The 19,557-nt window shown below is 62.9% G+C and carries 20 protein-coding genes; 2 read left to right on the forward strand and 18 right to left on the reverse strand.

All coding sequences use genetic code 11. The features are described 5' to 3' along the window. Positions 1–341: 341 nt before the first annotated feature. Genes H9529_RS19475 through H9529_RS19485 form a run of 3 tightly spaced genes read right to left on the reverse strand, consistent with a single transcriptional unit; the run spans position 342 to position 2,589 of the window. The gene (locus H9529_RS19475; RefSeq protein ID WP_092888805.1) at positions 342–1,631 is read right to left on the reverse strand and encodes a sensor histidine kinase; all 1,290 of its coding nucleotides are present in this window, start codon (positions 1,629–1,631) and stop codon (positions 342–344) included. After that, entirely contained in the window at positions 1,628–2,296 is a 669-nt protein-coding gene (locus H9529_RS19480) for a response regulator transcription factor (protein ID WP_176847062.1), read from the reverse strand. The genes H9529_RS19475 and H9529_RS19480 overlap by 4 nt, the downstream gene beginning before the upstream one ends. Further along, positions 2,293–2,589, reverse strand: coding sequence for a Cys/Met metabolism pyridoxal-phosphate-dependent enzyme (locus H9529_RS19485; RefSeq protein ID WP_092888802.1), 297 nt, complete (start codon positions 2,587–2,589; stop codon positions 2,293–2,295). Before H9529_RS19485 ends, H9529_RS19480 begins: the two co-directional genes overlap by 4 nt. A 111-nt stretch (positions 2,590–2,700) precedes the next feature. Here H9529_RS19485 and H9529_RS19490 point away from each other — a divergent pair, with 111 nt between their 5' ends. Both H9529_RS19490 and H9529_RS19495 read left to right on the forward strand, forming a co-directional pair. Beyond that, positions 2,701–3,531, forward strand: a complete 831-nt coding sequence (locus H9529_RS19490; RefSeq protein WP_092889217.1) for a prevent-host-death protein — start codon at positions 2,701–2,703, stop codon at positions 3,529–3,531. A gap of 21 nt (positions 3,532–3,552) precedes the next feature. Next, positions 3,553–3,897 carry a hypothetical protein gene (locus H9529_RS19495; protein ID WP_092888799.1) on the forward strand — a complete coding sequence of 115 codons (345 nt, stop codon included), beginning with the start codon at positions 3,553–3,555 and terminating at the stop codon, positions 3,895–3,897. 112 nt (positions 3,898–4,009) lie between these two features. Here the strand turns inward: H9529_RS19495 and H9529_RS19500 are convergent, their stop codons facing one another. The 15 genes from H9529_RS19500 to H9529_RS19570 all read right to left on the reverse strand — a co-directional run bounded on the left by H9529_RS19500 (position 4,010) and on the right by H9529_RS19570 (position 19,526). Further along, a complete protein-coding gene (locus tag H9529_RS19500) occupies positions 4,010–4,705 on the reverse strand; it encodes a glutathione S-transferase family protein (protein ID WP_092888796.1) in 696 nt (231 codons plus the stop codon). 90 nt (positions 4,706–4,795) lie between these two features. Beyond that, positions 4,796–5,779, reverse strand: a complete 984-nt coding sequence (locus H9529_RS19505; protein ID WP_092888793.1) for a TRAP transporter substrate-binding protein — start codon at positions 5,777–5,779, stop codon at positions 4,796–4,798. Between the two features lie 21 nt (positions 5,780–5,800). Then, a complete protein-coding gene (locus tag H9529_RS19510) occupies positions 5,801–7,072 on the reverse strand; it encodes a TRAP transporter large permease (RefSeq protein ID WP_092888790.1) in 1,272 nt (423 codons plus the stop codon). 4 nt (positions 7,073–7,076) lie between these two features. Continuing rightward, the gene (locus tag H9529_RS19515; protein ID WP_092888787.1) at positions 7,077–7,604 is read right to left on the reverse strand and encodes a TRAP transporter small permease; all 528 of its coding nucleotides are present in this window, start codon (positions 7,602–7,604) and stop codon (positions 7,077–7,079) included. A 197-nt stretch (positions 7,605–7,801) separates the two neighbouring features. Continuing rightward, complete coding sequence (locus H9529_RS19520; protein ID WP_092888784.1) at positions 7,802–8,950, reverse strand: M24 family metallopeptidase; 1,149 nt, start codon at positions 8,948–8,950, stop codon at positions 7,802–7,804. Positions 8,951–8,959: 9 nt separating this feature from the next. Then, entirely contained in the window at positions 8,960–9,937 is a 978-nt protein-coding gene (locus H9529_RS19525; protein ID WP_092888781.1) for an ABC transporter ATP-binding protein, read from the reverse strand. After that, positions 9,934–10,935, reverse strand: a complete 1,002-nt coding sequence (locus H9529_RS19530; RefSeq protein ID WP_092888778.1) for an ABC transporter ATP-binding protein — start codon at positions 10,933–10,935, stop codon at positions 9,934–9,936. The genes H9529_RS19525 and H9529_RS19530 overlap by 4 nt, the downstream gene beginning before the upstream one ends. Continuing rightward, entirely contained in the window at positions 10,932–11,822 is an 891-nt protein-coding gene (locus tag H9529_RS19535) for an ABC transporter permease (protein WP_092888775.1), read from the reverse strand. The genes H9529_RS19530 and H9529_RS19535 overlap by 4 nt, the downstream gene beginning before the upstream one ends. Then, positions 11,819–12,796 (reverse strand): ABC transporter permease, encoded by a 978-nt coding sequence (locus H9529_RS19540; RefSeq protein ID WP_092888772.1) that lies wholly within the window; start codon positions 12,794–12,796, stop codon positions 11,819–11,821. The genes H9529_RS19535 and H9529_RS19540 overlap by 4 nt, the downstream gene beginning before the upstream one ends. 165 nt (positions 12,797–12,961) lie before the next feature. After that, positions 12,962–14,572, reverse strand: a complete 1,611-nt coding sequence (locus H9529_RS19545; protein ID WP_143033504.1) for an ABC transporter substrate-binding protein — start codon at positions 14,570–14,572, stop codon at positions 12,962–12,964. Positions 14,573–14,830: 258 nt separating this feature from the next. Continuing rightward, entirely contained in the window at positions 14,831–15,718 is an 888-nt protein-coding gene (locus tag H9529_RS19550; protein WP_092888766.1) for a polysaccharide deacetylase family protein, read from the reverse strand. After that, positions 15,715–17,100, reverse strand: a complete 1,386-nt coding sequence (locus H9529_RS19555) for an aminotransferase (protein WP_092888763.1) — start codon at positions 17,098–17,100, stop codon at positions 15,715–15,717. Before H9529_RS19555 ends, H9529_RS19550 begins: the two co-directional genes overlap by 4 nt. Next, a complete protein-coding gene (locus tag H9529_RS19560) occupies positions 17,097–17,801 on the reverse strand; it encodes an SDR family NAD(P)-dependent oxidoreductase (protein WP_176847059.1) in 705 nt (234 codons plus the stop codon). The genes H9529_RS19555 and H9529_RS19560 overlap by 4 nt, the downstream gene beginning before the upstream one ends. Further along, positions 17,801–18,586, reverse strand: coding sequence for an SDR family oxidoreductase (locus H9529_RS19565; protein WP_092888757.1), 786 nt, complete (start codon positions 18,584–18,586; stop codon positions 17,801–17,803). Before H9529_RS19565 ends, H9529_RS19560 begins: the two co-directional genes overlap by 1 nt. Continuing rightward, positions 18,570–19,526, reverse strand: a complete 957-nt coding sequence (locus H9529_RS19570; RefSeq protein ID WP_092888754.1) for a dihydrodipicolinate synthase family protein — start codon at positions 19,524–19,526, stop codon at positions 18,570–18,572. The genes H9529_RS19565 and H9529_RS19570 overlap by 17 nt, the downstream gene beginning before the upstream one ends. Positions 19,527–19,557: the final 31 nt, after the last annotated feature.

A 19,557-nucleotide genomic window follows, 5' to 3' on the forward strand; every position in this document is an offset into this window, starting at 1 on the left:
CCGAACTCCTATCTGCCTCTGTGTTGTCGACGATCGCCGATTTTTGGTGACTGTTTAAGGTGTTGCACACGGGCGGAAATGCCGCGCGCATGTGGAGGATGTAATGATTGTTAAAGCTATATCAAAGCCAAAAATCAATCAAAGGTTGTGTTTGGCGGCATGGACGTTGCTTCTGCGTGTTGCGCCGTCGCGGCAACACCAAGTTCACCCGACCCACGTCAGCGCAAGAGACCAGCGTGGGCGAAAACCGCCTGAGCGTTTTTGATACGTTGCGCAAATCTTTGGTCGGCGGTGTTGCGGCGGCCCGGGTATGCACAATGCGCTGGCCGGCTACCCCTCAATCATCCACGCGCAGGGACTGTGAAGCGCGCAAGAAGGCCGCCCAGATCACTGGTTTCAAGGCAAAGTGTTCCGCCATAAGCCCGCGCGCGGTCGGCGGCGATGGCAAGGCCCAGACCATGTCCCGGGGCCGCTTCATCCAGACGCGCGCCCCGGGTCAGCAAGCGATCACGCTGGTCGGGTGGAATTCCCGGGCCGTCATCGGCAATGTCGATCACCAGGCCAGCCGGGCCGGGTGATGCGGTGATCCGGACGGCTCTCCGTGCGAAGTGCACCGCGTTCTCGGCCAGCGCACCGACGATTTCGGCCAGATCTTCGGCGGCGCCGCGGAAGTCGGGCGCGGCCTTTGCCGCGACTGTCAGCGAGATGCCCCGGCGCCGCGCTTCGGGCATCAAGACCAGACTGATATCCTCCAGCACTGGCGCCACCGCGCAATGCGCAGTCGGATCCAGGCCCGCCGCCGCAGCGCGCGCGCGTTTCAGGTGCCAGCGGATCATCTGGTCCATCCGCCCGATCAGGGGCGCATCTTGTGGCCCGGCGCGGTTCGCAAGGACGGCAAGCGGTGTCTTCAGCGCATGGGCAAGATCGCCGGCATGGGCCCGCGCGCGCTCGACCTGGGCTGCGTTCATGGCGATCAGCCTGTCGAGTTCCTGCGCCAATGGTTGAAGTTCTGCCGCATCGGGGCGGGGCACGGTCTGGGCGTTTCCGTCGCGCACGGCAGCGACAGCGCGTGCAAAGCGGGTGAGATCAAGTAGCCCGGCGCGCACCGCTGCGATCTGCGCCATCAGCAGCGCCGCCCCCAAGACCGCCAGTGCCACCAGGACGGGCCTGCGGATCAATGTCAGTTCAGCGGCAGCCTCGGCGGCGGGCAAGGTGACGGTCACCGTCAGGGCGCGCCCGTCGCCCGGTGCGGTGAACCGCTTCTGATGGATGACAAGCGCAGCGCCGTCGGGCCCGGCGGCATTCTGGCTTTCCAGCCCAAGATCGCCCGTCACCAGCGACGGTGCGCGGGCCAGGACGGTGGCCCCGTCGCCAACCTGCCAGTACCAGCCTGAAAGCGGACGCTCAAACCGCGGATCGGCGGGGGGCGGGATCACCGCGAAGCTGCCGGTTACGTCCCATTCGGACGCGGCCATGATGGCGCGCGCGCTGGCCGTCAGTTCGGCATCAAGCCTTCGGTCCACGAAATCGGATAGAACGGCCGAGAGTGCGATCCAGGCCAGTACAAGCGCCGCTGCGGTCAGCCCGCCGGACCACAGCAGAAGCCGCGCGCGGATAGAATTGGGCCTCATGCAGGATCGCCGGGCAGCAGGCGATAGCCCTCACCGCGCCGGGTTTCGATCCGCGCTTCGCCGATCTTACGCCGCAATCGCCCGATGACCACCTCCATCGAGCGGAAATCGCGGTCTGTGTCGCGGTCATACATATGCTCGGACAGTTCTGTCCGGCTGACAACGCGACCCTTTTGCAGCAGCAGGAACCGCAACAGCTTCCCCTCGAAGGCGGTGAGCTTCAGCGGCATCCCGTCCAGCGTGACCAGCGCCGTCGCCATGTCCAGTACCAGACCGCCCGCGATCAGTTCCGACGTCGCATGACCTGCCGCGCGTCGTATCAGGGTGCCGAGGCGCAGCACCACTTCTTCCATGCGAAAGGGTTTGAGCACATAATCGTCGGCCCCCGCGCGAAACCCCGCAACCTTGTCTGCCCAAGCGTCGCGGGCGGTCAGGATCAGGACGGGAAAGGAATGCCCCTCTGCGCGCCAGCGGCGCAGAACCTCGATCCCGTCCATTCCGGGCAGGCCGAGGTCCAGCACCGCCGCGCCAATTGTCTCGGTCGCGCCGAGGAATTCGCCCGCTTCGCCGTCATGGGCAGCCTCGACCGTGTAGCCGGCGTCGGACAGTGCCTCAGCGATCTGGCTGGCCAGCGCGCGATCATCTTCGATCAACAGCACCTTCATCGCGGCGGCCCCGGCAGGATGCGCGCTTCGGTCTGGCCCACGCCCTCGACTTCCAGAAAGCGGCAGCCCGGGCCAGTCAGCTCGATCTGCAAAACATTGCTGGCCGGGGTCAGCCAGCGAACTTCCTGAATCAGCCCGTCCTCATCGTCGCGCACGCGCAGCGCCTCGCCCCGATAGCGCGCCGCGACACAATCCAGCGCGGCAGCGGGCCCAATGCGCATGGCATCGGGGGGCGCGTCCGCGAAGGCGGGCGCGCAGGCAAGCAGGGCAGCGATGAAAACAATCGAGCGCATAAGGTCCAATATAAGGCGCGAAGGCTCAATGGAACCCAAACGGCGCCGTTGCGGGTGCATTGGGGGCGAATCGCGCAAGATGCCTGCATGATCGACATGAAGGAGATACCCATGAAACGCACATCGACTGCCATCATTGCCGCAATCGCGCTGACTGCGATGCTTGGCACCCCACTTGGCGCGCAGGGCACGCAGCTTTCAGGCACGATTGCGGAACGCTTCGGGCAGCAGATCGTCGTCACAACGCCCGAGGGGCGCTTGCTGGTCACGCTGCCCGAAGGCGCAGAGGTGCCCGGCGAAGGCGCGCGCGTCAGTTTGGACGGGACCCGCGACGGCGACACTTTTGCGGCAACGGCCCTGACCGTCACCGGAACTGCTGAGGCGCGGCCGGTCGCCCTGCCGCAGCCGCTGAGCGGTCTTGGCCTGACCGACATCCGCATCCGTCCCGATGACGACGGCGAAACCTATATCTACGCCCGTCTGCCCGGGGGTGGATGGCTGCGGGCTGAAGCGCGTGGTGACAGGCTGATTGAAGTTCAGAGCGACATCGTTGGCCTGCCTGAAAGCCTGGTCGCGGCGATGCTGCCGGAAGCTGCCCGTGCCGAGCCGCGCTTTGCCGACATCGCCCGTTTGACTGAGATCGAGCTGGATGAGGGCGAGATCTCTGTCGAAGGCTACGCGGCCGATGGCATGCGGATCGAGATAGAGTTCGGACGGAACGGGGACCTGCGCGACTATGAGCGCGAACGCGACGATCGCCGGTCGCTGTCCGACGCGGCGGCGCGGGAACGGCTGGAGGCGCTTGGCTATACGCAGATCGGCTTTCTTGAACGGGGTGGGCGCGATGTCGAGGCGCTGGCGCTGAACCCATTTGGGGATCAGGTCGAGGTGCGCCTCGACGATCAGGGCCGTGTCGAACGCGAACGTCTGTGGACGCAGTAACGCGAAAGAAGGATGGCCAACATGACTGACAGTACACACCCTGATGACGACCCCGCGAAAGAACTGGCCGCATTGCATCGGTCCGTCGCGTGTCTGACCGCACGGATTGAGACGCTTGAGGGGCGGTCCCCGGATACGATGATGCGCCATGCGGACTGCGCCGTTGCTGTTGCGGGATCCATCGGGTCGCGCACAAAGGCCGCATGGCGCGCCTTGCGCGGTGGTGATGGTGCAGGCCCATCTGCTGCCAATGGTGACAGCGCGCTAACCCAGACAGGAGGCGGCCTTTTGGGCGCAGCGTTGCTGGTCGCTGCTGTCCTCTTTGCAGCGTTCGGTGCCGTGGAACTGATGGATACAGTTTTCTAGCGCGCGCGCCGTCTCATCGGCGGCGCGGCGACTTTTTTGCGTGCATGCGGGCCTCGATCCCTGCGTGCCGCCGGTATCAGCAGCTAGAGCAAGTCAAGCTGCTGATATCCCCTCACGAATTCTGCCGAAACTGTTGCAAGGTCGGGTACATGTGGGCGATGGCTTCAACATCCATTTCTTGCTTGAACGGATAGCGCGTTGGCAGGTCGCGCGCGCGGATGGCGGCGGGGCGGGCGTCCAGTTCGGTCATCAGCCGCGTGATGTTGGGGAAGCGCACCGCCGGGTCAGTATCAAGTATGGCTTCAATGCGCGGCGCCCAGCCCCAGATGGCCATGTCGATGATGCTGTAGTCCGATCCCAGCATGTAGTCACGGCCTTCGAGCCGGTCCTCAACGATCTGCCAATGGCGCGCGGCCTCGAACCGATAGCGATCAAGGGCATAGACGCTGATCCCTTTGGCGATATGACCAAAGTGAACCGCTTGCCCCGAATAGGGTCCGATGCCCGAGGCGATGAAGAACAGCCATGACAGCAACTGCCCGCGGGCCGCAGCATCGCCCGATTTGGGCAGGAACTGGCCGGTCTTTTCGGCCAGATGCAGCAATATGGCGTTGCTGTCAAAAATTGCCACATCGTCGTCGATCAGTGCGGGCACGCGGCGGTTGGGGTTCAGGGCGTTGAATTCAGGCGTGTGTTGTTGGCCTATCTTGGTGTCCACCGGGACAGGCGTGTAGGGCAGGCCGGTTTCTTCCAGCATCAACGCGACTTTCATCGGGTTCGGTGCGGCATTGAAATAGAAATGTATCATGGTTGTCCCTTGCGTTGTCGCGGCCAGACGAAGGCGCGGCCCCCCGCCTATTGGAAGGGGGCCGCGCATGGGTTTGAGGGCTGGTGCGTATCAGCGGCCCAGCGACGCCTCGATCTGGGTCAGGAAGCCGGCTGCGTCGTCATGGCCGTCCAGAATGACGGGCCAGGACATGCGGGCTTTTTCCATGAAGGGTGCCAGATCAGGCTCATGAATGGTCACGCCTGCTGCGCGGGCGGTTTCCAGCCCGGCATCGGCCAGTTCATCATGCACCAAGATCCCGGCGGCAATCGCCTCGGCTGCGGCGTCTTGCACCATCGTTTGCAGGTCTTCCGGCAGACCTTCCCAGAAGCTGCGGGACAGAACAAAGATGGTGGTCGACTGGTGCGTGTTGGTCAGGGTGAAATCAGTGGTGGCTTCGTGGAAGCGGTCCGCGACATAGGCATCGGGCGAGATTTCCAGCGCGTCGACAACCTGGTTTTGCATGGCCATGAAGACTTCGCCGTATGCCATGGGCGTGGGCTGGGTGCCGAGGGAATTATACGCCTCGACAAAGCCGGGGGTGGGCAGGACGCGGATCTTCAGGCCCGCCATATCATCGACGCTGGTGATCGGCACGGTGGACGCGATGGAGCGTTCGTAGATTGACCCAAAGCCAAGGCCCATCATGTCGAATTCTTCCAGTTTTGAAAGCATTTCGGTGCCGATGTCGCTTTGCAAGACGTCATAGGCCTGCTGTTTGCTGTCAAACAGATACGGCAGGGACAAAACGCGATAGGCCGGAACCACGGTTTCCAGCGACGAGCCACCGACCATGCCGCCGGTCAGGATGCCGGTGCGGAAGGATTGGATGGCGCGGGTCTCATTGCCCGCCTGTCCGCAGCACTGAACCTCAACGGCGATGCGGCCTTCGCTGCGATCTTCGATCAGCGTTTTGAACTCTTCCAGGATAACCTGATACGGGCTTTGGTCCGACAGGACATGCGCCAGTGTCATCTGGTGCTCCTGTGCGTTCGCTTGGGTGGTCAGCGCCAGCACCAGCGCGGTGGTGGCGGTCAGTGATTTGAAGTTCCGCATTTTTACTCTCCCATTGTGTGATTAACGTATCAATGCCAGTGAAATGCCCGGCACGTAGGTAATGATCAGCAGGTTGACGATCAGCACCAGCAGCAGCACCGACAGCGGGCGCATCAGCTTTTCCATGCTGACACGGGCAATCCCGCAGGCGATGAACAGGTTGACCCCGACCGGGGGCGTCACCATCCCGACGGCCAGGTTGACGATCATGATGATCCCGAAATGCGTGGCCTCGATGCCATAGGCGCGCGCGATGGGCACAAGGATCGGCCCCAGAATGATGATCGCGGCGAAGGTTTCCATGAACATCCCGACGATCAGCAAGAACACATTGACCAGAAGCAGAAAGACCAGCGGATCATCGGTCATGCTGGTGAGAAGCGCGCCGATGGCCTGGGGCGCGCGCAACAGGTGCAGCGAGAACCCAAACATCGCGGCAAAGGCCACGATGATCATGACCACTGCCGATGTGACTGCCGCTTGCGCGACGATCTGCGGCAATTGGCGAAACGACAGTTCACGGTAGACGAACAGGCCGAGGAACAGGGCGTAGAAGACGGCGATGCCCGCAGCCTCGGTCGCGGTGAAGATGCCGCCGAAAATACCACCAAGGATCAGGACTGGCATCAGCAACGACGCCCAAGCCCGGCCCATGGACCGCAGCACCGCGCGCGACCAGTCGGGCATGAAGAATGACTGACGCTCGCCATAGGATTTGACCCATGACATGGCGATAACGGTGGCCATAAGCGACCCGGCGATCATCAGCCCCGGCAAGAAGCCCGCCAGAAACAACTCGGTGATCGAGGTGCCTGTGGTCACGCCATAGACGATCATCGCAACTGACGGCGGGATGATCACGCCGAGTTCCGCCGAGGATGCGGTGACCGCTGCGCTGAAGGCGCGCGGATAGCGCTGTCGTTCCATCTGTGGGATCAGCATGGACCCGATGGCGGCTGCCGTGGCGGCGGATGAGCCAGATATGGTGGCAAACAGCATGGAGGTCAGGACAACCGCGGCCGTAAGTCCACCGCGCACCCAACTGACCAGCGCCTTTGCAAATTCGACCAGCCGGGTGGCGATGCCGCCCGCAGTCATCAGGTGCCCGGCCAGAACATAGAGCGGCAGCGCCATCAGTGTGAAGCTGTCGAGCGATTCAAACACGACCTGTGGAATGGCGATCAGCGGAATGGAGCGCTCCTGCAAGACAATCAGCGCCGCCATCCCCAGCGCCATCGCGATCGGCACGCTGATTGCAATAAGGCTCAGCAGTACGAGGATCAGAATTGCCATGGGATCAGTCCTGTGGGGAATGGTCAGCGCCGAGCCGGATGTCGCGTTTGGCGATCACCGTGTCAGCGATATGTGCGAAAGTGTTGAGGATCAGCAGCGCGGCGCCCACCGGCATGGCCCAGTAGACCCAGTCCTTGGTGATGCCCAGCACGGGGCTGGTTTCGGACCGGCCAAGCGCCACGAAATCCAAACCCGCCTTCAGCAGCAGCGCGCTGAAGGCAATGATCAACAGCAGGACGGCGTAGCGCAGCGGAACGCCGAACCGGCGGGGCAGGGACTGGATGCCAAACTCCATCGAGATCAGTCGGGTGTGGCGCATGCCGTAGCCCGCGCCGAGAAACACCATCCAGATCAGCGCATAGCGCGCCAGTTCTTCCGTCCATGGGGCAGAGATATTGATCCCTACAGTGGTCAGCACGAAACGGACTGTCACCTGCGCCATGACAGCGACGCTGACGAGCGCGAGAAGCCCCGCGAGGATGTAGAGCAGGACCTTGTTCAGGCGGTCGGTCATAGCAAGAAGCACTGTCATGGCCGTTGCTCCGGGGTGGGGGTGGGAACGTGCGTGCGCGCGCGCCTCCGGTGTGCGTTGAGTGTAAGCGGAAGGTAGATTTGTGCGCAATATAAATTCTTGTATAGATAGCGCACTTATTGAGGGTGCTGGGCGCCGCAGAAGTCGGCCACGAAAGGGTGGCCCCGGCGCCCAGCGTGCATGCTGAACGTAGGGTGTTATTCAACCACAATGAGATCTTGCCAGCCTTTGGTGAGAGCCTCGCCCCCACCTTTGCGCGCAACCACGCAGTCTTCGATCCGTGCGGAGAAGTCACCTTCCTGGAAGATTGAAGGTTCGATGGTGAAAATCATGCCATCGCGCACAATTGTTTCATCACCGGCGGTCAAAAACGGCGGTTCATGCACGTCCCATCCGATTCCATGGCCCAGACGGTGACGGAATTTGTCGCCATATCCGGCGTCGGCGATCACGTCGCGGGCGATTCGGTCAACCTCGGCGCAGGTGATTTCATCGGCTTTCAGCGCTTCGATGCCGACGCGCTGGCTGGCCATGATCAGGCCGTGAACCTTTTGCTGTTCAGCGCTCGGCGCGCCAAAGGATACGGTGCGGCCAAAGTCATAGCACATGCCATCATGCACCGCGCCGAAATCGAACAGCACCGAAACCGGGGCAGTCAGGACACGCGGCCAGCTTTGCAGGCGGCGGCCGAACAGGATCTTGTGGTTCGGCCCGGTATTGTAGAGCGAAGTGGTAAAGCTGGGCCCCAGCGACCCATGACGGCGGAGCTGAAAATCAACTTCGGACACGATGTCCAGTTCGGTCATGCCGATTTTCAACTGTTTGAGGACATCGGTAAAGGCCGCTTCGGTGATCCGGCCCGCCTCGCGCATGGTGTCGATTTCTGACGGCGATTTGACGACGCGCAACTCACGCAAGATCGCCGTGGCGGATTTGAATTGCGCGCCGCTGACCAGTTTTTGCAGCTCCATCAGGGATTCGGCGTCGGCGTCATCGGATGTGGCGATGCGCGCGCCGTCCTTTGCACCCAGTTCGGACAGGATGCCTTTGACCAGCGTTACAGGATCATCCCAGTCGCCCAAGACGCGCACATCCAGCCCGTCCATGCCGCCCTGCGCACCAAATTCGGCGGTCATGCGCGGAATGGTCAGGATGGGATCATGATCTGGGGACAGCCACGCGCCTTCCAGCCACATGCCGGGGTGCAGGTTGCGGCCCCAGTTGGGAGTATCGCGGTGAATGCCGGTCAGGTAGTCCAGATCGGTGCCCATGGGAATATAGACAAGATCGGCGCGGCCTTGAATCAGGCCCTGAAAGGCTTTCATCCGCTCGGCGTAAGTGTTCATTGATAGCTCCTATTTCTGGTCGTTCAGGTGGCAGGCGGATTGCCTGCCGGGGGCAATGTCGCGCAGCCTGGGCGCTTCGGTCCGGCAACGCGGCAAGGCATGGGGACAACGGGGGTGAAAGTGGCAGCCTTTCGGCGGGTCCAGCGGCGAGGGCATGTCGCCCTGGATGGGCTGATAGACCTGCCGCCGCCGGTCGAGGCGCGGCACCCCTTCGATCAGGGCACTGGTATAGGGGTGGTTGGGCCGGTCGAACACATCGGCCACAGGTCCGGATTCGACAATGCGGCCCAGATACATGACCAACACGCGGTCCGACAGGTGCCGCACCACGCCCAGATCGTGGCTGATGAACAGATAGGTCAGCGCGTATTCATCGCGCAGTTGCATGAAAAGGTTGATGATCTGCGCCTGAACGGACACGTCGAGGGCACTTACAGCCTCGTCCGCGATCAGCATCTCAGGGCGCACGGCCAGCGCGCGGGCGATCCCGATCCGCTGCCGCTGTCCGCCCGAAAACTGATGCGCGAAGCGACCCGCATAGCTGGGATCAATGCCACAGCGTTCCATCATTTCGGTCGTGTAATCATCCAGTTGCGCGGCGGGGACGATACGGTGCACGCGCGGCGCCTCGCCGATCAGGTCCACAACGCGGTGGCGCGGGTTGAGCGATGAAAACGGGTCCTGAAAGATCATCTGGCGTGCCAGCGGGCGGGGTTTCGCACCGGGCGCCGTGGTCTGGGTGATCTGGCCCTGGGTCGGCGTCAGCAGCCCGGCGACCATGCGGCCGAGGGTGGATTTTCCGCAGCCGGATTCGCCCACGACGCCCATGACCTCGCCCCGTTGAATGGTGAAGCTGACATCGGACACGGCATGAACGGGGCGCGCACGGGGGGAGAGACGCAGCCCGGCCAGCAGCGCGCCAAGGCCCGGTTGCTGGCCGCCGAAGGTTTTGGTCAGGTTTCGGACATCCAGAAGCGGGGCAGTCATGGCAGAACCTTTGGCAAGGGATGATGACAGCGCAGCGCACGGCCATCGGCGGGCCCATCATTTTGCGCCTGCGTGTCGATCTGCATTTCGGGGCGGATTTCACAGGCAGCGGTCGCCCGCGTGCAGCGGGGGGCGAAGGCGCAGCCCGTGGGCAGTTCGGTCAGCGCGGGCATCCGGCCGGGGATCTGCGGCAGCAGCGTGCCGGGGGTATGGCTGGCCGGAACGCTGTCGATCAGCCCGCGGGTATAGGGATGGGCGGGGTGATCCAGAAGGGTATCAACCGGGCCATGTTCAACGATGCGGCCCGCGTACATCACCGCCAGTCGGTCGGCGATGCCTGCCACCACCGACAGATCATGCGTGATCCACAAAAGCGCGGTGCCCTTTTCGCGGCACAGCCGTTGCACCAGCGCCAGGATCTGGCCCTGAATGGTCACGTCCAGCGCTGTGGTCGGCTCATCCGCGATCACCACGTCGGGGCTGTGCAAGAGGGCAATGGCAATGGCGACGCGCTGCCGCATCCCGCCCGACAATTGGTGTGGGTAGGCCCGCAGGCGCTCAGCCGGGCTGGCAATGCCGACGTCGTGCAGCGCGGCCTCGCAGCGCACAAGTGCCGCGCGGCGGTCCAGGGTTTCATGCGCGCGCAGGGCGTCGAGCATCTGGGTGTCGATGCGCAGCACGGGGTTCAGTGTCATCATGGGATCTTGAAAGATCATCGCGATCCGCCGCCCCCGGATGCGGCGCATCTCTTTGGGCGTCATGGTCAGCAGGTCTTGCCCATCCAGCAGGATTTGGCCCGCCGTAATCCGCCCTGAGGGAGGTAGCAGCCCGTTGATGGAGAAGCCGGTCATCGTTTTGCCCGACCCGCTTTCACCGACAAGGCCCACAACCTCGCCGCGCGCGACATGCAGGTCTATGGCATCAAGCACGCGCACCGGGCCGGTGGCCAGTTCCAGCGTGGTTTCCACTTTGCGGAGTTCTAACACGGGCTGGGTCATCGGTTCAGGTTCGGGTTGAGGGTTTCACGCAGCCGGTCGCCCAGCACATTGACGCTCATGATCAGGATCAGCAGGACCAGACCGGGCAGCACCGATATCCACCAGCGCCCTGATTGCAGGTAGTCAAACCCGTTGGCGATCAGCAGACCCAGCGAGGGACGCGTGGGCGGCAGGCCCAGTCCCAGGAAGGAAAGCGTTGCTTCCAGTGAAATCGCCATCGCCATTTGCATGGTTGCGACAACCAGCATGGTGGGCAGGCAGTTGGGCAGGACATGCAGGAACAGGATGCGCAGGGTTCCCAGCCGCAGGCCGCGCGCGGCCTCAACATAATCGCGCGCGCCTTCGACGAGGGCGACGCCGCGGACGGTGCGGGCAAAATAGGCCCATTGCACCACCACCAGCGCCAGAATGATCTTGTCCACCCCGCGGCCCAGGATGACCAGCAGCACCAGCGCGACGAGGATGGTCGGAAAGCTGAGTTGCAGATCCACGATCCGCATCAGCAGCGTATCCAGCCAGCCGCCGCGAAACGCCGCAATCAAGCCGATCAGCGTGCCGAAGGTCAGCGCGATCAGTCCCGATGCCAGCCCGACAAGCAGCGATATCCGCGTGCCGTATAGCATGGCCGACAGCATGTCGCGGCCCTGTCCGTCGGTGCCGAGCCAGTGTGTATACCCCTCCCAGCTTTCGGTGCCGGGGGCCAGGAGGTTGTCCATGATGCTGATTGTCGCCAGATCGTAGGGGTTTTGCGGTGCAATCCACGGCGCAAGTATGGCCGCACCCGACAGGGCCAGGAAGATCGCAAGGGCGATCTTTGCGCTGGGTACCGACATGAACGCACGCAGGAACGCCCGGCGTCTACTGGGTTTTTGCGCCGAAGCGGTCATCGTGCCCCCCCGCCCACGCGGATGCGCGGGTCCAGCAGGGAATAGACGATATCGACCAACAGGTTCAGCGCGACGAACATGACGACGACAAACACCAGATAGGCCACGATCAGCGGCCGGTCGAGGACAGCGATCGCGTCAATCAGCATCTTGCCGACACCGGGCCACGAAAAGATGCTCTCGGTGACAACGGCAAAGGCGATCACCCCGCCGAACTCCATGCCCAGAACGGTCACGATGGGGATCATGATGTTCTTCATGACATGCACCCCGATCACCCGACTTTCGCGGATGCCATTGGCTCGGGCAAATTTGATGTAATCGGCGTGAAGCACCTCGGACATGCCTGCGCGCGTCAGACGGATGACAATCGCCAGCATGACCAGCGACAGGGTAAAGGCGGGCATGGCAAGATGGCGCAGCCCGTCCAATGTCAGGAAGGTCACCGGGAGCCCCAACAGGTTGACGGGTTGCGCGCGCCCGATGGCTGGCAGCCAGCCCAGATTGACGGAAAAGACCAGGATCATGATCAGCCCGATCCAGAAGACCGGGACCGAAAAACTGAGCATCGAAAACCCCATGATGGCTTTGGAAAACAGGCTTCTCGGGCGCAGACCGGCGAAGACGCCCAGTGGCAGCCCCACGCCGAGGGCAATGATCAGCGCGGCCAGTGCCAGTTCGAGCGTTGCAGGAAAACGTTCCCAGATCAGCGTCATGGCTGGAATGCCGTAGGTGAACGACCGCCCCAGATCACCCTGAACCAGCCCGACCAGAAAGCGGCGGTATTGTTCCCAGATCGGTTGATCCAGCCCCAGATCGGCGCTGATCGCGTTCAGGCAGGCCTGCGTGCATTCGGAGGACGCAAAGATGTAGACTGGGTTCCCGATGACATTGACCCCGAAGAACACCAGCAGCGTCATGACAAACAACACCAATACGGCCTGTAAGCAGCGCCTGATGATGAATTCCAGCATCGGATTTCCTTGGTTGTGGCAGGGCGGCGCAAAGCTGCGGGCAGGGCGTTTGGGCAGGTGGCCCGGACGCGGCTGCGAAAACTCAAAGGTGTGATCGGTCTACAGGTCGGTCAGGGGGACGGGGGAAGCCGCCGAGCGCTTCCCCCGTTTGGTGTGGTGGTGCGCTTAGTCGTCGGTGCGGGTGATTTCCCACGCCAGCGTACGCTCGTTGGTGCGGGCTTCGTGTTCCAGGCCGCTGCGCATGGCCCAGACGTTCACCTGAAAGTGCAGCGGGATGAAGGCGTAATCATCCATGCCGATGGTCGTGGCTTCGGTCAGCAGTGCCAACCGTGCGTCACGGTCAATGGTCTGTTTTGCGCGGATCGACAGGGCATCAACCGCCGGGTTCGCATAGCGGCCAAAGTTGCCATTACCGCCACCCGTGGCAGCGTTATAGCTTTCCAACACGCCCGACACCGTATAGGTGGCATCGCCCGCAACCGTGCCCCAGCCCGTCAGGGACATAGAGAATTTAGGGCTGTCAAACCCGGGGAAGGTATCTGCACCGCCGCGGATCAGGTCGGAAAAGAAGATGTTGCGCGGCATGGTGTCAACTTCGGTCTGGATCCCGATGCGCGACCACATTTGCGCGATGGCCTCCAGAATGCGGGCGTCGTTGATGTAGCGGTCATTGGGGCCGTGGACCGTCATCTGGAACCCGTCGGCATAGCCTGCCAATTCCAGCAATTCGCGCGCCTGATCGGGGTCGTAGGCATCGGCTTCCAGCGCGTCGACATGGCCGAAAAAGCCCGGCGGCACGATGTTGCGGGTGGGTTCGGCAGCGCCCCCCATGATCCGGTCGCGGATGGCGTCGCGGTCGATCGACAGGCTCAGGGCCTTGCGCACGCGCCAGTCGCGCAGCGGGTTCGGCGTCATTACATTGCCGTCGTTGTCGCGGACGAATTCTTCAACATGCCGGTAGGCGGGCATCATATAGATCAGCCGGTCGGAAGGTGTGGTGCTGAGTGTGAAGTTGGCGTCCGATTCAATGCGCGGCAGATCGACGGTCGGCGGGTAGTCGATGATATCGACATCGCCATTCAACAATGCGGCCAGACGCGCGCTGTCCTGACTGACCGGGCGGAATACCACGCGATCCCAGCCGGGATCGCCGCCCCACCAGTTTGGATTGGCGGTCAAGCTGACGCGGTTACCAGGGCTGAATTCTTCAAACATGAAAGGGCCGGTGCCGATGGCCGCCAGACCCGAGTTGAAATCGACCGAGAATTCGCGGCCTTCTGCGGCGTGACGCGCCATGATGGGCAGCATCGCCAAATCTTCGGGCACGTTCGGATACGGCCCTTCGGTGCGGACCAGGAGCGTGTGGTCATCCACCATTTCCCAGGTCTTCGAGCCTTTGTCCAACTGGAACGCCGGGCTGGCCGGCGCGCCGGAAATGCCGCCGCGCAGCCGGTCAAAGGTATAGATCACGTCATCGGCGGTGAACGGGGTGCCGTCGTGCCAGGTAACGCCCTGCCGCAGCCGGAATTCCCATGTTTCATCATCAATGGCTTCCCATGACACTGCCAGACCGGGTTCAGTCTGGGACGAGGTGTCCAGGTTGACCAGCTTTTCGAAGATATGTTCCTGCACCTGCAGGTCTGCGGAAAGCTGCGTCCAGTGCGGGTCCATGGACACCGCCTCAGATCTGACGCCGATGGTCAGAACGTCCTGCGCAAAGGCAGGCGCGGTCAGCACGGATGCTGCCACGATTGCGGCCAAGCCTATTCGTTTCACTGCTGGTCCTCCGTGTTGTGGTGAAAGGGTGTGGGCGCGCCAGATGGCTTGCCAAAGCGATTGTGCGATTTACGCACTTTTGTTTTCTTAATAGAAAGGTTGCACTTCTTTTGGCGCCTGTCCACACTTAGTTTTGAGTTGAAATCAGAAAATTGCCGAGCTGAAAGACGGATGCCGCACGCATGTGCGAGATTCCGACGCTTGCTGGGCGCAGCGCGACAAATCCTTGAAGTCAGTGTGCGATGGCGGCAGCCGGCCTCAGCCTTGGCTCAGGACCCAGTCGGCGAGGTCGGCATGGGTGCAGATCCACACATCACCACAGGCACGGGCATGATCCAAAAGCGCGTCCAGAAGCCAGATGCGTGACCGATAACCGATCACGAAGGGATGAAATACCAACTGGCACAGCCCGCGCTCGGCGCGGGCGGCGTCGAATTCACGGCGGAAAATGTCATGTACCACGGCCGGGTCGGTCCATGGCCGTGTCGCGGGGTCGCGGTTGAAAAGCAAATAGGCGGCATCGTCGCGCGACCATTCGACGGGTATTTCGACGACACCGCTGGGTTGCCCGTCACAAAGCAATTCATAGCATTCATCATCGGCCATCAGGCTGGAATCGTAGCTGAAGCCCAAATCGCGGACCAGTTCGATGGTATGCGCGCTGAGGTCCCAATGCGCGGCGCGGTGGCCTTTGGGGCGCGTGCCCGTCAGCTTTTCCAGCGTATCGGCGGCCTGCGCCATCAGGCGGCTTTCGGTTGCGCGGTCCAGTTTTGACGTATTCTCATGGATCCAGCCATGCACCCCGATTTCGTGGCCGCCCGCAACAATCGGTTCCATCGCGGCAGGGTCGATCAGGGCGGCGACAGCGGGTACAAAGAAGGTCGCGGGCGCGTTGTGCCGCGCCAGCGCGTCCAGCACGCGGGGTACGCCACGGCGGCGGCCATATTCCCCCCATGACAGCCGCCCCACGGTGGACCGCCCCGCGCCCAGTTCAAAGGTTTCGTGATCCGCGTCGAACGACAGTGCCAGGGCACAACGTGCCCCGTCCGGCCAACGGGTGGGGCGCAACGCGCGGCCTGCACGGACATGTTCGACGATGGGGCGCCATTCGGATTCCGGCATTTCCCATGGCTGTTCGCGGTTCATCGCGGCAAGACCTCGGCAATGGCCAGGTGAAGGGCGTGAGCCAGTTGGTTGATCTCATCCTCGGTGATGCAGAGCGGGGGCGCAAAGCCGATGATGTTGCCTTCCGGCATTGGGCGGGCGATGACGCCGTGGCGCAGCATCGCCGCGGAAATTGCGCTGCTGACCGCCATAGGTTTGTCGTAGAATTGCCGCTCGGCCGGGTTTTCCATGAATTCGACGGCGGCCAGCAGTCCCTCGCCACGGATTTCGCCGACATTCGGGTGATCGCCCGCCGCATCGCGCAGTGCTGCGAGCAATTTCGGTCCCGTATGCGCGGCGTTTTCCACGAGCCCCATAGAATCCACCAGCGCCAGCGTCGCCACACCTGCCGCCGAGCTGACAGGGTGGGCCGAATAGGTCCAGCCATGCGCCAATGCGCCGAATTGATCTGTGCCATCGGCCAGTACGTCGAAAATGCGCTGCGAGATGATGGAGCCTGACAGCGGCGCATAGGCGGATGTCAGCCCTTTGGCGATGGTCATGAAGTCAGGCTTCATCCCGTAGTGATCGGAGCCGAACATGGAGCCTAGCCGCCCAAACCCGGTCACAACCTCATCCGCGATAAGGGCGATGTCGTGGCGTGCCAGCACTTGCTGCACGCGTTCCCAATACCCTGCGGGCGGGGGCAGGATGCCGCCGGTGCCCATGATCGGCTCCCCAATAAAGGCCGCGATTGTATCGGGGCCTTCGGCCTCGATCATCGCTTCCAATTCGGTGATCAGGAAATTGGTGAAATCAGCCTCGGTCATGTCGGTGTCGGGGCGGCGCAGGTAGTGGGGCGTATGGGTGTGCAAGAACCCGTCCAGCGGCAGGTTGAACCGCGCATGATAGGCAGCGAGCCCGGTCAGCGACCCGGATACCAGCCCTGACCCGTGATAGGCGCGCCAGCGGCTGATGATCTTGCGCTTTTCAGGACGGCCCAGCAGGTTGTTGTATTGCCAGATCAGTTTGACATTGGTCTCATTCGCATCCGAACCTGACAGCCCGAAATAGACCCGCGCCATGTGGTCGGGCGCGCGGTCCATGATCATGCGGGCCAGCTTGATGGCTGGTTCATTGCCGTGACCGGCAAAGGCATGAAAGAACGCCAGTTTCTGCGCCTGTTCGTTCATCGCATCGGCGATTTCGGACCGGCCATAGCCCGCGTTCACACAATAGAGCGCCGCGAAGCCGTCCAGAAAGCGATTCCCGTCGCGGTCGATGATGGTGCAGCCCTCACCGCCGGTGATGATCCGGCCCGGCACATCGCCGCGCGCATGCTGGGCGGTGTGGGTGGTCGGGTGTAGCAGGCAATCGCGGTCCCATGCCGCCAGTTCGTCATTGATCGGGGATTGAAGGGTCATAGTCCGCTCTCCAGTCGGGTATTTGCTATGAATTCGGGGATACTGGCCTGGTTGGGCATCGACAGCACAAAGCCCACCATCTGCGCCACGGTCTGCGGTGTCAGGCGGTCGGCTTTTGGGGTGACGCCGGGCAGACCAGCGAGCAGGTCGGTATCAATCGCGCCGGGACAGATGGCAGTTCCGCGCACACCTTCATCCCAGCCTGCAAACCGAACGGCTTGTGTCATGGCGTGCAGCGCGTGTTTGACCATGACATAGCCGACCGATGTGCCACCGCGATACCGCTTTGAATCGGTGGAGGCGATGTTGACCACGCGCCCCGCACCGCTGGCTTTCAGATGGGGCAGGGCGGCGCGGATCAGGCGAAAGGGGGCTTTGACATTCACGGCCCAGAGATCATCCAGATCCTGTTCGCAATCGGCATCCGTGCCTTGTTCGAAATCGACGAAGCGCAGGATGCCTGCATTGTTCACCAACGCATCCACGCGGCCAAAGCGTGCAATTGTGGCATCCACCCAGGCCTGCGCGTCGGGGGCGCATTGAGCGTCAAACCGGGTGGCCATGGTGGTCTCGCTGGTCATGTCGGCGACCTGAGACAGGTCGCGTACGCCGAGCGACAACGCCCAGCCCTGTTGGCCCAGATGTTCAGCGATGGCGCGGCCCAAGCCCCGGCCCGCGCCGCTGACCATGGCCACGCGCATCAGAATAGCCCCTGATGGACGCCGCCGTCGTTGACGATGTTCTGGCCAGACATGAAGCCCGCCTGCGCGCTGCACAGGTAAGCGACCAGATCGCCGCATTCGGACGGGTCGGCAAACCGGCCGGCCGGGCAGGATTTCACCCTGTCGGCCACGATAGCCTCATATGTGGTGTTGCCGCGTTCGGCATGGCCGTGCAGGTTGGTGTGCAGCGCGTCGGTGTCGAAGAGGCCAGGGCAGACGGTGTTGATCGTCACGTTATGGGGGATCAGTTCGCGCACCATTGCCGCGGTGGCACCGGACAGCGCCAGGCGTGCGGCGTGGCTGTGGGCGAAACCCACCTGCGGGAACTTGATGAAGCTGACCGACATGTTGACGATCCGGCCAAAGCGGCGTTCCTGCATGCCGGGGGCGACGGCCTGAATCATCTCGATCGAAGACAGAAAGTGGTCTTCCAGCCAGCTGCGCCAGTCTTCGGGCTTGATCTGTGCATAGGGCGTGGGCACCTGGCGGCGGCCGGGGTTGTTCACAAGGATATCGGCGCGCCCCCCCGCCGCGTCCAGGATGGCCGCGCGCCCTTCAGTGGTGTTGAAATCAGCGGCGACGGCGGTGACGGTCGCGCCAAAATCATCGCGCAGTGCCTGCGCGGTCTCATTCAGCGCGTCCGCTCCACGCGCGTTGATGACGAGTGATACGCCTTCGCGCGCAAGCGATACCGCAACAGCGCGGCCCAGCCCACGGCTGGCAGCAGTCACGATAGCGGTGCGACCCTCAAGTCCCAGATGCATGATGCAGCTCCTTCATAGGTGTTGTGATGACATCTGCGCCAAGAATTTTCCGCAGACCGTCGGCCAGTCCGGCCAAAGCCGCGCCTTCCAGCGGCAGCAATGGCGGACGCGGATAGTCGCCGCCGGGCAGCCCCATCAGGTTCATCGCAGCCTTGGTCGCGGGATAGAGCGTGCGTCCGTCGGTGGTAAACAATTCGGTCAGCGCCAGCCCGGTGCGTTGCAGGGCCAGTGCCTCATCCAGTCGCCCGGCGCGGGTTGCGTGCCACAGATCCATACAGCCTGGCGCCCAGACATTGGGGAAGCAATCAATCAGCCCGTCCGCGCCCGCCAGCACCGCAGCCACCCCGAAGACTGAGGAAGGGCCGCAGAACACGCGCGCGCGGTCCCGGACCCGCAGCAGGGTTTCATGGAAATTCCGCCAATCGCTGGAGCTTTCCTTGATCGCGACGATATGATCCAGATCGACCAGCGTATCAGCAATGGCGGGCGTGATCGCGTTTCCGGCGTTTCCGGGAATGTTGTAGACGATGATGGGCATGCCCGCTGCGGCCGCGTCGACCCGGGCGTAATGCCCGATGATCTCGGCTTCGGTCAGATGGGCGAAATAGGGCGGCATGACCAGCACACCGTCGGCACCAGCCTCGCGCGCGGCGTGGATCTGGTCAATCACCTCTTCGGCGCGAATGGCACCAGTGCCGATGATCGCAGGGCCGCGCCCGCGCAGTGCCTTCACAGTCAGATCGGCCAGATGCGCGCGTTCGGAAAGATCCATCGCCCAGAACTCGCCGGTGCAGCCTGCCGCGACCATGCCGGTTGCACCGGCGTCCATCAGCCGGTCGATATTGGCAGTGTAGCTGTCCGCATCCAGCGTGCCATCCGCCCGGAAGGGCGTGGTGATCGCGGGCATCGGCCCCGACCAAGAGATATTGTTACGGTTCACTTTCTCGTCTCTCCTGAGTTGCGTACCGCGC

The sequence above is a fragment of the Roseicitreum antarcticum genome, assembly GCF_014681765.1.
In the GTDB taxonomy this organism is placed as follows: Bacteria; Pseudomonadota; Alphaproteobacteria; order Rhodobacterales; family Rhodobacteraceae; genus Roseicitreum; species Roseicitreum antarcticum.